This window comes from Flavobacterium plantiphilum, assembly GCF_046000495.1.
GTDB classification, from domain to species: Bacteria; Bacteroidota; Bacteroidia; order Flavobacteriales; family Flavobacteriaceae; genus Flavobacterium; species Flavobacterium plantiphilum.
The window spans coordinates 136,286-148,938 of sequence record NZ_JBELQA010000007.1 but is presented as its reverse complement, the minus strand read 5'-3'; the positions used below and the strand labels follow the sequence as shown (position 1 = coordinate 148,938).

The 12,653-nt window shown below is 32.5% G+C and carries 15 protein-coding genes; 6 read left to right on the top strand and 9 right to left on the bottom strand.

What is annotated here, in order from left to right:
- The first annotated feature begins 40 nt into the window (after positions 1–40).
- A complete protein-coding gene (locus ABS764_RS13125; protein ID WP_408082259.1) occupies positions 41–1,051 on the top strand; it encodes an LLM class flavin-dependent oxidoreductase in 1,011 nt (336 codons plus the stop codon).
- On the opposite strand, the gene ABS764_RS13120 is transcribed toward ABS764_RS13125, so the two are convergent.
- The 6 genes from ABS764_RS13120 to ABS764_RS13095 are packed head-to-tail and all read right to left on the bottom strand — an operon-like array spanning position 1,048 to position 5,556.
- Entirely contained in the window at positions 1,048–1,980 is a 933-nt protein-coding gene (locus tag ABS764_RS13120) for a transglutaminase (protein ID WP_408082258.1), read from the bottom strand. The genes ABS764_RS13125 and ABS764_RS13120 overlap by 4 nt on opposite strands.
- Before the next feature lie 19 nt (positions 1,981–1,999).
- Complete coding sequence (locus ABS764_RS13115) at positions 2,000–2,851, bottom strand: substrate-binding domain-containing protein (RefSeq protein WP_408082257.1); 852 nt, start codon at positions 2,849–2,851, stop codon at positions 2,000–2,002.
- 28 nt (positions 2,852–2,879) lie between these two features.
- Positions 2,880–3,275, bottom strand: coding sequence for a VOC family protein (locus ABS764_RS13110; protein ID WP_408082256.1), 396 nt, complete (start codon positions 3,273–3,275; stop codon positions 2,880–2,882).
- Between the two features lie 47 nt (positions 3,276–3,322).
- Entirely contained in the window at positions 3,323–4,186 is an 864-nt protein-coding gene (locus ABS764_RS13105; RefSeq protein WP_408082255.1) for a nucleoside phosphorylase, read from the bottom strand.
- 56 nt (positions 4,187–4,242) lie between these two features.
- Positions 4,243–4,575 carry a translation initiation factor gene (locus tag ABS764_RS13100; protein WP_408082254.1) on the bottom strand — a complete coding sequence of 111 codons (333 nt, stop codon included), beginning with the start codon at positions 4,573–4,575 and terminating at the stop codon, positions 4,243–4,245.
- A 30-nt stretch (positions 4,576–4,605) separates the two neighbouring features.
- The gene (locus ABS764_RS13095) at positions 4,606–5,556 is read right to left on the bottom strand and encodes an isopenicillin N synthase family dioxygenase (protein ID WP_408082253.1); all 951 of its coding nucleotides are present in this window, start codon (positions 5,554–5,556) and stop codon (positions 4,606–4,608) included.
- Between the two features lie 328 nt (positions 5,557–5,884).
- Between ABS764_RS13095 and ABS764_RS13090 the strand changes: the two genes are divergently transcribed.
- From ABS764_RS13090 to ABS764_RS13080, 3 genes are read left to right on the top strand one after another with little or no spacing between them, the layout of a single operon-like run.
- On the top strand, positions 5,885–6,346 hold the full coding sequence (locus ABS764_RS13090) for a T9SS type A sorting domain-containing protein (RefSeq protein ID WP_408082252.1): 462 nt from the start codon (positions 5,885–5,887) through the stop codon (positions 6,344–6,346).
- Between the two features lie 4 nt (positions 6,347–6,350).
- Positions 6,351–7,088: a hypothetical protein gene (locus ABS764_RS13085; RefSeq protein ID WP_408082251.1), complete on the top strand. Its 738-nt coding sequence runs from the start codon at positions 6,351–6,353 to the stop codon at positions 7,086–7,088.
- Entirely contained in the window at positions 7,085–9,244 is a 2,160-nt protein-coding gene (locus tag ABS764_RS13080) for a hypothetical protein (protein WP_408082250.1), read from the top strand. Before ABS764_RS13085 ends, ABS764_RS13080 begins: the two co-directional genes overlap by 4 nt.
- 54 nt (positions 9,245–9,298) lie before the next feature.
- Here the strand turns inward: ABS764_RS13080 and ABS764_RS13075 are convergent, their stop codons facing one another.
- The 3 genes from ABS764_RS13075 to ABS764_RS13065 all read right to left on the bottom strand — a co-directional run bounded on the left by ABS764_RS13075 (position 9,299) and on the right by ABS764_RS13065 (position 10,694).
- A complete protein-coding gene (locus ABS764_RS13075; protein ID WP_408082249.1) occupies positions 9,299–9,502 on the bottom strand; it encodes a helix-turn-helix transcriptional regulator in 204 nt (67 codons plus the stop codon).
- A 99-nt stretch (positions 9,503–9,601) separates the two neighbouring features.
- Complete coding sequence (locus tag ABS764_RS13070; RefSeq protein ID WP_408082248.1) at positions 9,602–9,832, bottom strand: helix-turn-helix transcriptional regulator; 231 nt, start codon at positions 9,830–9,832, stop codon at positions 9,602–9,604.
- A gap of 394 nt (positions 9,833–10,226) precedes the next feature.
- Positions 10,227–10,694 (bottom strand): UpxY family transcription antiterminator, encoded by a 468-nt coding sequence (locus tag ABS764_RS13065; RefSeq protein WP_408082247.1) that lies wholly within the window; start codon positions 10,692–10,694, stop codon positions 10,227–10,229.
- 521 nt (positions 10,695–11,215) lie between these two features.
- On the opposite strand from ABS764_RS13065, the gene ABS764_RS13060 reads away from it, so the two are divergent.
- Together ABS764_RS13060 and ABS764_RS13055 are read left to right on the top strand one after the other, a co-directional pair.
- Entirely contained in the window at positions 11,216–11,641 is a 426-nt protein-coding gene (locus tag ABS764_RS13060; RefSeq protein ID WP_408082246.1) for an adenylyltransferase/cytidyltransferase family protein, read from the top strand.
- Positions 11,641–12,642 (top strand): mannose-1-phosphate guanylyltransferase, encoded by a 1,002-nt coding sequence (locus ABS764_RS13055; protein ID WP_408082245.1) that lies wholly within the window; start codon positions 11,641–11,643, stop codon positions 12,640–12,642. The genes ABS764_RS13060 and ABS764_RS13055 overlap by 1 nt, the downstream gene beginning before the upstream one ends.
- Positions 12,643–12,653: the final 11 nt, after the last annotated feature.

Here is a 12,653-nt window from a genome sequence, read left to right as displayed (position 1 = left end):
TTTACAATTCATACCTTTGTATATACAAATAAGATGAATTATGAATACCGATACACTTTCTAGAATAAAAATTTCCGTTCTCGACTTGGCAATAGTCAGAGAAGGAGGAAATGCTGCGGATACTTTTAAAAACAGTTTAGAGTTAGCTCAGCATGTAGAGAAATGGGGATTTACCCGTTTTTGGCTGGCTGAGCATCATAATATGCAAGGGGTTGCGAGTACTGCAACGGTGGTTTTAATAGGTCATATTGCAGGTGGAACATCAACATTGAGAGTAGGATCAGGAGGAATAATGCTTCCTAATCATGCTCCATTAATTGTGGCAGAACAGTTTGGAACCTTAGCAACACTATATCCTGACCGGATTGATTTAGGATTGGGTCGTGCTCCGGGAACGGATCAGTTTACAGCCGCAGCTTTAAAAAGAGATGAGCATGCAGCAATGGAATTTCCGGGAAATGTACAGGAATTACAAATGTATTTATCAGAAGGAAATAAAAACGGAAGAGTACGGGCTATTCCGGGTGAAGGGCTGGACATCCCAATCTGGATTTTAGGTTCGAGTACAGATAGTGCTTATCTTGCAGCTTCTTTAGGTTTGCCTTATGCTTTTGCCAGCCATTTTGCTCCTGCTCAGCTGCATAAGGCATTAGCAATCTACAGGCAAAATTTTAAACCTTCGGCTCAGTTAAAGGAACCATATACAATTGCCTGTGTGAATGTTTTTGCTGCTGATACAGATTATGAAGCGAATCGATTGGCAACCTCATTTAAAAAAATGTTTCTTGGAATTATCACAGGAAATAGAAAACAACTACAACCGGCTGTTGAGCCTAATGAAGATTTTATGGATCCAATGGAAGAAGCTGCCTTACAACAAATGATACAGTATAGTTTTATTGGCGGTCCTGAAAAAATCAAAAAAGAATTAGAAAAATTTATTGATATAACTCAAGTTGATGAAATAATGGCTGCTTCGGCAATTTATGAGCATGAAGCAAGATTACATTCTTACGAAATTTTGGGAGCTTTGTATAAAAAGGAAAATTAATTTAAAGTCAAAGCTCCTAAAATTTCTTCAGACATAAACGGACCTCCGGGATATTTAGCAGTATAATCCAGATTGAGCCAGATTTGGTCTCTCTCATCAATATGATAATGAAGCTGTTTTCCGTAGCTTTCTTTTTCAAAAAGTTTGTTTTTTATCAAAAAATTGACTGCTTCCAAATCATTCATATTTCCTATCAAAATTTCAGGATAAATATGTCCTTTAGTATGAATTAATCGCGGAGTTCCGCCAATTGCTCTGACACAGGCTGCCATTAAAATAGAATGATCATCACAATCTCCTGATAAATAATTTAGTGATTCTGTTGCTGCGGCAATGTAGTCTCCATCTTTAGGGTCACTCACATAATTCCAGCGGCTATTAATTTCTTTAAAAACAGCAAAACACTGAATAATGGTGCGATAGTCTGAATATCCTTTGATGTTTTTGAAATTTTTATTTACAGCCATTACAGCAAAATTACGCACCTTGGGATTTTTATATTGTATGGCTTTAAGAATTTCTGATTTATTGGGAAAAGGAAGTAATTTGGAAATAATAATATCCTGAGGATAGGGATTGTCAGACATGGTGTAAATCATCGAATCATAATCTTCATAAACACTTTCAAATCCGTAATTTCCGGATAATGTTCCGTACAATAAAACCAATAAATAGACCAGAATGCAAATAATAATAATGGTTCGCAGTAACCTTAAAAGTAACTGGATTGCTACTATAATCAAAATAAATAACAGAATCCGGTCTATGTTCAGAGGCCAGTTTAATTCAACTAAATTTTGATGTGCAATGAGAAATGTGGGAATACTAATCAAAATATTCAGCACAAAAATAATTACTTCATCCCAGGGCTTTCTGACCTGAAGTTTTTGCTTTATATTTTGAAAAGTAATATTTTTAAAGTTTATCATGCAAAGGAAAAAAGTAAAACTACACTGTTTTAACTATTTCATCAAAAGTACCTATTTTATCAATAATTTTCAGTTCTAATAGCTGATTTTGAATATTGTTTAACATTTCTTTGGATAATTGTCGTTGGGACCATTCCGTAAGTGAAAGCCATTCCTGAATATCGTTTATTTTTTGATGGTATTCAAAAGCCAGAATACTGTCAATTCCGCTAATGGATTTGAATGAAGTGGTCATTTTGTTAATTATTTGTAGTATCTGACGGATTGTTTCCGGATTCTTTTCCAGTATCTCATCACGAACAGCTATCACAAAACACGGCCATGGAGTAGGACAGTCGGCTACTTTTCTAAAGACCCCTTTATCGACTAACGGTTTTGTCATAAAGCGTTCCCACATAAAATAATCGGCAGTTTCATTGGTTAAAGCTTCTACAGCACCGTCAATTGTATTGACAATTTCAAACTGAAGGTGTTCTGTTTTCCAATTTTGATTGTTTGCGTTTACATAAGCCATTAATTGGGAACCTGAACCCAGTCTTGAAATAGCTGCTTTAGTATTTTCAAGATCAGATAGTGTTTCATATTTTGATTTTGAAGCTACATGAATTCCCCATATTAAAGGCGAATCTACATAAATCTGAACAATCTTAGACGGATTCCCGGCTACAATATCTTTTACAATTCCTTCAGTCAGGATCACCGCAATATCGGTTTCACCTTGACGTAACATCTGACACATTTTTCCTGTGCCTTCAGGAACATCGGTCCATTGTAAATCGATTCCTTGCGCTTCAAATTCTTTGTTTTCTATGGTTAAATGCCAAGGGAGATTAAAGTGTTCCGGTACTCCGGCTATTTTTATTGTTTTCATTAAATTATTTTTATTACAGATAAGTAAGTTAGTGAATGTTAATGGTTTGTTTCGACTTTAAATTAGAGATAACAATTCTTGCTCCGTCAGGGTCAAGAAACATTTTACCGTTTTTATTCCAATAAGGATTTTTGGCATTAATAAAATTAATATTGTTTTCCGAAACTTTCGCTATTAGTGTATCATATTCTAAAACAGTTTCCGGATAAAGTACTAAAATATCATCTTCATCAAAGAGGTGAGTTACTTGATCATCAGATTGCGTGAATTCGAGATGCCAGTCTAAATTTGGTTTTCCTATAAATATTCCATTGTAATTAGAGTGGTTTTCAAAACTCCCTAATAATTCAAATTCGAGTATTTTTGTATAAAAAAAATTAATTTGTTCTAAATTATTAGTATGTCTGGCAATTCGAAGTTTCATCTTTTTTTAAGTTTTGAACAATGGAATAGTTACATTTATTAAAGTTGCTAAATCAATTTATATAAAGCATAACGAATTAATTTATCAATAGTTTCATGTGGATTTTCACTAAATGTCCCATCGGCACGATTAGCTACAATGGCGTTGAGCGAAATAGCATGATGCCCTAAAAGCGCTGCTAATCCGTAAATAGCAGCAGTTTCCATTTCGAGATTGGTAATTTGCATTCCGTTGAAACTAAATTGATCCATTTTTCTGTTCAAATCAGGATCCTGAATTTTTAAACGTAAAACACGTCCCTGCGGACCGTAAAATCCCCCGGAAGTAGCGGTAAAACCTTTTTGGAATTCAATGGAACAAAATTGGTCTTCCAGCGCTTTGCAGCAGCGAATTACATAAGGTTTTCCTTTTTGTAAATCCCAGTTTGTCTGTTCGATAAAAGCAGATTCGATTTCAGTATTTGAAATACTGTCAATACAATAGGAGTGAAGCATATTGTCCAGACCTACAGCATATTGACTCATCACAAAACTGTCAACAGGAACAGATGACTGCAAAGAACCCGATGTTCCTATTCGGATAATATTTAAGGGATACAGTTTTTCTTTTGTTTTTCGGGTGGCAAAATCGATATTGACTAAGGCATCCAGTTCGTTCATAACAATATCAATATTATCAGGACCAATTCCGGTTGAAATTACCGTTATTCTTTTGCCTTTATAAATTCCCGTCTGTGTTTTAAATTCTCTTTTTTGAGTGGAAAATTCAATGGATTCAAAATACGCTGTGACTTTCTCCACCCGATCCTGATCACCTACAAAAATAATATCCTGTGCGATATTCTCAGGTTTGAGATTGAGGTGGTAAATACTTCCATCGGGATTTAGAATTAATTCTGATGCTGCTATCATTCTTTTTTGAGTTGCTGAGTTACTAAGATGCTAAGTTCTGTTTAACTGAATATTGTTTAGCCTCCAACACGTTTAGTTTTAAACCCTTTTTCCTGTAAAATTTTCATGATTTTATCACGATAATCTCCCTGAATAATGATAGCTCCTTCTTTGAAAGTTCCGCCCACACTTAATTTGGTTTTGATTTCTTTAGCAAGAATTTTAAAATCCTCATCATCGCCTTCGTAACCTTCTATTATAGTTGTAACTTTTCCTTTTCTTTTTTCAAATTTACAAATCAAAGGTTCTTTTTGAACGAATAATTTGTGTGGAGAATCCTCATTTTTTTCAGGCTCATTGGTTGGAACATGGTCTGGAAATAAGTTTTTTAACTGGTCTTGTAAGTCCATAATTTTTTATGTTAAATCAATTTATCGGAGTTATTTTTTAATCAATCCTAAGTCGACTAATCGTTCGTACAGAAAATCTCCTGCTGTTATATTTTCAAATTGTTTTGGATTTTGTGCGTCAATACAATTCTCAAGACAATCCAGCGGCATATCACTTACAGGATGCATAAAAAAGGGCACTGAATAGCGGGAAGTACCCCATAATTCTCTTGGGGGATTAACAACCTGATGTATGGTCGATTTTAATTGATTATTAGTATGTCTTGACAACATATCTCCCACATTTATGACTAATTCATCGGGTTTGGCTATAGCATCAATCCATTCTCCATCGTGGTTTTGAACCTGAAGTCCTTTGCCCTGAGCCCCCATTAAAAGAGTAATCAGGTTAATATCACCATGAGCAGCTGCTCGAATTGCATTCTCAGGCTCTGAAGTAATGGGCGGATAGTGAATAGGTCTTAAGATGGAATTTCCTTCTTTGACATAATTATCAAAATAAAATTCGTTAAGCCCCAATCGTAAAGCCAATGCACGAAGGACATAAATTCCTGTTTTTTCAAGCATCTGGTATGCTTCTTTTCCTATTGAGTTAAATAGGGGTAATTCTGTTACATTTATATTTTCAGGATATTCAGAAGCATATTTTGAATCTTTGGATACATATTGACCAAAGTGCCAAAATTCTTTTAAATCCCCTTCTTTTCTGCCTTTGGCATGTTCTTTTCCAAAAGAAACATAGCCTCGTTGGCCACCATTTTCCGGAAATTCATATTTTTTTTTAGTCTCCAATGGCAGGCTGAAAAAAGTTTTAATCTGCTGGTATAATTCTTCTACTAATTGCTGATCCAGAAAGTGACCTTTTAAAGCAACAAAACCAATATTTTCAAAAGCATTTCCTATTTCGTCAACGAATTTTTGTTTGCGTACAGGATTTTCTGAAAGAAAATCATTTAAATCAACGCTGGGGATATTTTGCATATTATTTTATTTTGATAGCATTTTAAGAGTTTTGACTTCTCCTTACAAATGTATTTAATAAATATATAAACTAAAATCATCCTAAGAAAAATAAGCTTGTAAATTTAAAGATATTCACTCCCGGAATTTTTTAAAATCACACTTTTATTTATGTAAGTTAATATGTCTATGTGTTAAAAATATATGTTTTTCATCGTATTTTTGTTTTATTATGTCGATTATGTTTGGTTTTTAAATATTTTTGTTGCAAATAAAGAATCCGGTGAAGCATCTTAGTTTTAAAGATTTTAATCTTATCGTTTTAATCCTGCTTTTTTCTTACAAGGGTATGACCCAAAATACTGTCACGGATTCTAATCGCAGGATGGAATCATTTAGTACCACAGGAAGTAATATAACAACAAGTAGTGGCAGCGTTTCTTATTCTGTGGGGCAGTTATTTTATGCCGGTTTTGAAACAGCTGATTTTAATGTAGCTCAGGGAGTTCAGCAAGCAGAAGTTAAAGAAACTCTAAGTACTAAAAATGAGAGTATTCTGCCTAAGACACTAATGTTTGTTTTTCCCAATCCAGCAAAGGATTTTATTTATTTAACTACAGTAGAACTTGCTTTAGAAAAAGAATTAATAAGTTATAAAATTTTTAATCTCCACGGGATGCTTTTAAAGCAAGGTAACATCAGTCAGGAAGTAAGTAAAATATATTTAAATGATTTAATGCCTTCACTTTATCTGCTTCAGGTTTATCAGAATAATAAACTTTTAAAAACGTTCAAAATAATTAAAAAATAAAGTAATGAAATTTATAATTAACCTATTGTTTTTTTTAATTTTTGCAGTTAGTATATGGGCTCAGTCACCGGAAAAAATAAGCTATCAGGCGATTATAAGGGGGCAGGATAATAGTCTGATTGTTAATTCTAAAATAAGTCTTTCAATTATTATTCATCAAAATTCAGCAAAAGGTACTACTGTGTTTCAGGAAACACATGCTGTGTATACCAATAATAATGGACTTATTTCTGTTGAAATAGGAACCGGGAACAATATTAGCGGGAGTTTTGCAAATATACCCTGGGAAAAAGGACCCTTTTTTATAGAAACACAGGTAGATGCAAGCGGTGGAACTAATTATAACCTCATAGGAGTTACACAACTGTTGAGTGTTCCTTATGCATTACATGCTAAAACGGCGGAAAGGTTAATATCTACGGATAACATTAATCCTTATAAAGCTAAAATTGTTATATTTAACTCTTCCAGAAACGTTGCTGATTCAGATATAAACAATACCATTGAATGTACTTCATCTGCTACATTAACTTTGACCAACGGATTTGAAAATATGCTGAATGGCGATACCATTAATTTAGAAGCTCACAATGGTGCTGTTTTAACCATACAGGCATCTCCGGGAGTTCAGATAAACTATAATGAAAATGGAAAAGCAGTATTTAGTAGTAGTACAGGAAATGTACGATTTGGTTTTCTGAGAAAAACAGATTCGAATTCCTATATAATATCAGGACAATGAAAAAATTAATTTTCTTTTTATTCTTTTCAACGGCAGTTTTTTCACAAAATTATCAGTATGCCATAGATGAGGTTCCGGATAAAGCTCCGGCTTCATCAGAAATGAGTACTAATCAACGTGAAGAAATTGAATATTTTAATGCCTTTTTATTACCTGTCACACAAAAAATGAGTATTCAGGCAGCTTTAGACAGATATGGTTCTGTACGATTAGAAAAAGGAGATTATTCGGGAGTAAATATAGTTTTGCACAGCAATCAAAGGCTTTACGGACATCTTTCATTGACGAAAGTTTCTAATATAACTATTGCATCGGGGACTACTAATGTAAAAATCCATAATATTATTTCATCAGGCGGAATTAACTTTCAAGCAGGATCAGCAATAAGCAATTCTGAATTTAAAAACATAGAATCTTCTGTAATACGTTCAGTGGGAGGTATTATTGAAAATAATATTTTTATTAACCTTTCAAGATGTGTTTTAAACTGGGATATGAGTAATTCCGGATATTTTAGAAACAATAAAATAATTAAGCACCGTATTCATGCGTATTATCCGCAAATAATAATGAAGGGCAATAGCAGTACTCCCAGTTATGGAAATGTACAATTGTGGATTAACATGCTCACTCCCGGCGGTAATGGAGCTGAAATTGATAATCTCAAAACTTTAACCTGGGTTGGAGTGGATTCAGAGAGTTGGAACTGGTATAATTACAGTAATAAACCGTTAATAGAAATGAAAAATATGGGAGACGTTAAAATTGCTTCTATTTCAGGAGGAAATTTAACTGCTACGCCAACACCTGTTTTTGATATTGCAGCTGAGAATGTCTCCATTTCAAGAAAATATATCAGTTCTAAAGCAGCTAAAAAAAGTATTTTACGGGGAAATACGAATATGTTTCTGATAGACAGTAATTCGGAAGATTATGATACCGACGAAACAAATGCAAGATTTGATTTTAAAGCTTATTTTAATTCTAAAAATATTTCTTTAAACGGTGTGGATATCAGCGGTACTATAACCGATATTTCTACAATAAATAAACTCAGCAGTACTATTTCAGGAACTCAGAAAAAACCTTGGGAAAGACCTGTTTTTGAAGCCGTTCCCAACCCTGCAGGCGACAACTGGATGGCAAACAGAGCCGGAAAAACAGATCAGGCGGCATATATCCAGAATCTGATCAACACTAATAACATTGCTGAATTAGAAGAAGGTATTTATTATATAGGCTCTACATTAACCATCAGGAGTAATCAGGGAATTATAGGTAAAGGAACCGGTAAAACCGCCATTGTAGGTTTAAAAGATGATTTTCCGCTTATTACAGGAGAAAATACCAAAGGTGAGGTTAAGTTCTATCTGTCAAATTTGACTCTTCAGGGTGGTAGTACAGGTCTTAGAATACATCCATTAAACGGCTCTCAGATTTCAGTGAGTGCCTGTATCTTTAGACATTTGGTTTTTAGAAACCAGAATTATGGTATTCATTTAGATAAGTTTTATGGATTTGATAACAATTTTATAGAACACGTGAGTTTTGTAAACACAGCTATTGGTTTCTTTCAGGAGGTTGATCCGCTTTATAAAGGAGTAGGAGAAGCAGCAACAATGATGTTTATGGATAAGGTTGTTTTTTACAAATGCCAATGGATTAATAATACCAAAGCACTGAGTTTACTATCATTCAGAGGATCCAATTTAAATGCGTGGATAGATTGCAGTTTTGATAATAATAAAATTGTTGCCGAAATGAGAAATTATGTTTCACCACTATTTGCCAATTGTAATTTTACAAACAGCAGTGGAGATTATGTAATAGGCGGAGAATCAAAAGTTGAATTTTATTCCTGCTTGTTTGATAAGAATACTACCAATGCTACTTTTAAATTATATGGAGCCTATTTAGAAGGCTGTAAACTACTGGATCATTCTAGTTTATTTAAGACTTTTTCATCCACTGCCTTTATCAGTAATTCCACAATAACAGGAGAGGTAGGAACTTTTAATTCAGGTATGATTGTTAATAGCAATATGCTTTCCAACTCAGGTTTTAATAAGACTCTGGTAAATGTTAATTCTGGAAAACCAACTGTAATTATTGACTCTAAACCAAATCCTTATCCTCAGCTCTTAGTGACTCATTAAAACAATAAATTCTTTAAAAAAAACACCAGTTTTGGTGACTTATGAATTATTGTTTTAATTATCTAATTTAAAAATTTCACTTTTTTTGATTCCTAGAATCTTAACTAGTTTATCCAGTTTTGATAATTTCAGATCATCAATTCCTCTTTCGATATTATTATATTTTTTTACACTTATTTCCATTTGAATGGCTATATATTCCTGAGTATGATTATTCATTAACCGATACTCTTTAATCTTTGAATAGTAATTTTTCATGGCCTTAATTTTTTAATACTAAATTTTATTTAGTTATTAACTGAACAATTTTATGTATTGAATAATTTAAAAACTAACCGTTCTGGGCATTTTCAGAATCTATTTTGTATCATCAAAAAATAGCGATACATCAAATTTGAATATAAATTCTGTTGAAACATCCAGAACTTTTGAAATTTCCATTAGTTTAGAAACGGTTAAATCGACATCACCTCTTTCAATTTTACCATACCCACTGGGACTCATTTTCAGTTCTGCTGCTACATACTCTCGGGTTAAGTTTTTTAATTCTCTTATTTTTCTAATATTTTCGTATACTTTCCTATTCATAAAAAACAATTTATTAGCTGCAATTACTGCTTGATATATAAATTAATTTTAAAACAAAAAAACTGCTGCTTTTATTTTATAAATTCAGCTCTTTATACTCTTTACTATAAAAATATTTTATTGACGTTTGTAAATTTTACGTTAAAACATTATTAATAATAATTTTGCATAAAAAACATCTATATAACGTTTTGTTTTGGGAAATATTGTAAAAAAATACAATAACACTACATTATTATCATCAATATTAATTTTTAATAAAATTATTTTATTTGTATGAAAAGTAATTAATTTATCGACAAAAAGCATATAAAACCGATTAAATGCATTTCTCTGCTTTTGAATAAACTCTTATTTTAATACATCAAAAAGCAATCTATAAAATACTAATTCTTTAAAGGTGTTTTACTTTTAAAACATATCCTAAAGATTCTAAAATCAAAACATAATGTGTTTTTGTTATATCTTTCACAACAGCATTCTGTTTGCAAAAAGGACCTGAGTTCAGATGTATTTTGTCACCTATCTGATATTGCATAACCGATATTTCTTTGGCGGTATCTCCATGCTTAAGCCATTCTTTAATAGTTTCAATTTCTTTATCTTTAACTACTGCATGCTTACCGAGCCAAAATAAATACCGGACTATACCGGGAGAATTAAATACCAGATTTCTGTCTTTTTCTGCCAGCTGTACAAATATATAATGATCAAAAAGAGGAACTTCAACCTTAATTTTTCTGTCTGATCTTTGTTTTACTTTTTTAATAGTGGGACAATAACAATTTACTCCGAATTTAGTTAATTGCTCAGAAGCTCTCTTTTCCCATTTGGGTTTTGTGTAAACTACATACCATTTCATACTGTTATATTTATAAGTTCTGTTTCATTTTATTTAGCCTGGTGAAGGATATTTATACAATGATGTCTGTTGGTAACAGATGGTTTAATATGTTGACTGTCAATGTATTTTTAACCGAAAACACTAGGGTTAGACATTGCTAAAATAAATTTACCGTCCGAAATTAGCTTATTGCTTTTCTATTTTTTTTTCCTGATTAAGGATTTATAACCACTAAATATTTACTTTAAATATTTCTTATCAGTCTAATTTTACCCTTGTTATCATACTATAATTTTTAGAGGATAACAACGATTTAAATTTCTGTTTTTATATCAGTAAGATTTAAATCTTTAATAATAATTAAAAAGTAAATTTTTAATTTTTTACAACTTTTAATTCTTTTTTGGATAGTTAAAATGTAACTATTCACGGGGTACCCTTATTCAATTTCCAAAATAACATCATATAAAACCGGAACAGGTTTTATTCTCACAGTCTAAGTACCAAAAATGATTTTTTAATTTTTAAAAAACGAAAAGATGAAAACCGGAATAACATTTAGTGCCTTTGATTTATTACATGCGGGTCATGTTAAGATGCTTGAAGAAGCAAAACAGCATTGTGATTATTTAATAGTGGGTTTACAAACTGATCCGACTATAGACCGTCCTACAAAAAATAAACCAACTCAGTCAGTAGTCGAGCGTTATATACAACTTAAAGCCTGCAAGTTTGTTGACGAAATTGTACCTTATGCAACAGAGCAGGATTTAGAAGATATTTTAAAGTCTTTTACTCTTCATTTACGTATTGTAGGAGATGAATATAAAGAGAGAGATTTTACCGGAAGAAGTTATTGTGAAAAAAAAGGAATCGAATTGTATTTTAATACCCGGGATCATCGTTTTTCCAGCACTTCTTTGCGTCAGGAAGTATATCAAAATGAACTCTTAAAAGTTATATAATGAAAGCAAATACTATAACTAACGTAATTTTGACCGGGGGAGTTGGTAGCCGACTATGGCCTCTTTCGAGAAAAAGCCTGCCCAAGCAGTATCTGGATCTCTTTGACGGAGAATCACTTTTTGAAAAAACAGTCACCCGGAATCAAAGCTTTGCAACTAAGACTATAGTTGTGGGGAATATTGAAAATCATAAAATGACCGATGCAATTATGGCAAAATTCGATACCACTTTTACTCATATTGTCGAAGCTGTTCCCCGCAATACTGCTGCTGCAATTGCTTTTGCCGCTTTTGCTTCCAATCCGGAAGATATTTTATTGATTTCACCATCTGATCATATTATAGAAGACGGTAAATTTTATAATGAGGCTCTTGAAAAAGCAATTGAACTGGCTAATGAGAATTATCTGGTCACATTTGGTATCAAACCTACTAAACCCGAAACAGGATATGGTTATATTGAATTTGAAAATGAAAATGTAATTGCATTTCATGAAAAGCCAAATTATAAAATAGCGACAAAATACTTAAAAAAAGGAAATTACTTTTGGAACAGCGGACTTTTTTGTTTTAAAGCCGGAAAATTTTTAGAAGAGCTTCAAAAACAGGAACCTGAAGTTTATCAGGCATCAAGAAAAGCCTGGGAATCCAGTAAAAACGGATTCTTAGATTATAAACTGTCGTTAGAAATTCCATCAATAAGTATAGATTATGCTGTCATGGAAAGAAGTAAAGATATAAAAGTAGTGCCGGCTCATTTTGCCTGGTCTGATTTGGGTTCCTTTGAATCTGTCTACGATTATTTAGTTCAGAGAAATTATCCGATGGATACCAATAAAAATATAGTAATAGGTACCTTAATGCATACCACATTTATAGGTGTTAAAAACTGTATTCTGGTTTATACTGCTGATGCTTTAATGGTTTTACAAAAAGAAAATTCTCAGGAAGTAAAACAAGTGTACCAACAATTAGAATCTATTGCCTCACCATTGTTATAAGGATTCCGGAA

Excerpts from the sequence above, each read along its gene's own strand:
- ABS764_RS13110 (WP_408082256.1), bottom strand. The coding sequence starts at position 3,275 with ATGAAACTTCGAATTGCCAGACATACTAATAATTTAGAACAAATTAAT.
- ABS764_RS13065 (WP_408082247.1), bottom strand. The coding sequence starts at position 10,694 with ATGAAATGGTATGTAGTTTACACAAAACCCAAATGGGAAAAGAGAGCT.
- ABS764_RS13105 (WP_408082255.1), bottom strand. The coding sequence starts at position 4,186 with ATGATAGCAGCATCAGAATTAATTCTAAATCCCGATGGAAGTATTTAC.
- ABS764_RS13090 (WP_408082252.1), top strand. The coding sequence starts at position 5,885 with ATGACCCAAAATACTGTCACGGATTCTAATCGCAGGATGGAATCATTT.
- ABS764_RS13080 (WP_408082250.1), top strand. The coding sequence starts at position 7,085 with ATGAAAAAATTAATTTTCTTTTTATTCTTTTCAACGGCAGTTTTTTCA.
- ABS764_RS13100 (WP_408082254.1), bottom strand. The coding sequence starts at position 4,575 with ATGGACTTACAAGACCAGTTAAAAAACTTATTTCCAGACCATGTTCCA.
- ABS764_RS13055 (WP_408082245.1), top strand. The coding sequence starts at position 11,641 with ATGAAAGCAAATACTATAACTAACGTAATTTTGACCGGGGGAGTTGGT.
- ABS764_RS13060 (WP_408082246.1), top strand. The coding sequence starts at position 11,216 with ATGAAAACCGGAATAACATTTAGTGCCTTTGATTTATTACATGCGGGT.
- ABS764_RS13085 (WP_408082251.1), top strand. The coding sequence starts at position 6,351 with ATGAAATTTATAATTAACCTATTGTTTTTTTTAATTTTTGCAGTTAGT.
- ABS764_RS13070 (WP_408082248.1), bottom strand. The coding sequence starts at position 9,832 with ATGAATAGGAAAGTATACGAAAATATTAGAAAAATAAGAGAATTAAAA.
- ABS764_RS13075 (WP_408082249.1), bottom strand. The coding sequence starts at position 9,502 with ATGAAAAATTACTATTCAAAGATTAAAGAGTATCGGTTAATGAATAAT.
- ABS764_RS13115 (WP_408082257.1), bottom strand. The coding sequence starts at position 2,851 with ATGAAAACAATAAAAATAGCCGGAGTACCGGAACACTTTAATCTCCCT.
- ABS764_RS13095 (WP_408082253.1), bottom strand. The coding sequence starts at position 5,556 with ATGCAAAATATCCCCAGCGTTGATTTAAATGATTTTCTTTCAGAAAAT.
- ABS764_RS13125 (WP_408082259.1), top strand. The coding sequence starts at position 41 with ATGAATACCGATACACTTTCTAGAATAAAAATTTCCGTTCTCGACTTG.
- ABS764_RS13120 (WP_408082258.1), bottom strand. The coding sequence starts at position 1,980 with ATGATAAACTTTAAAAATATTACTTTTCAAAATATAAAGCAAAAACTT.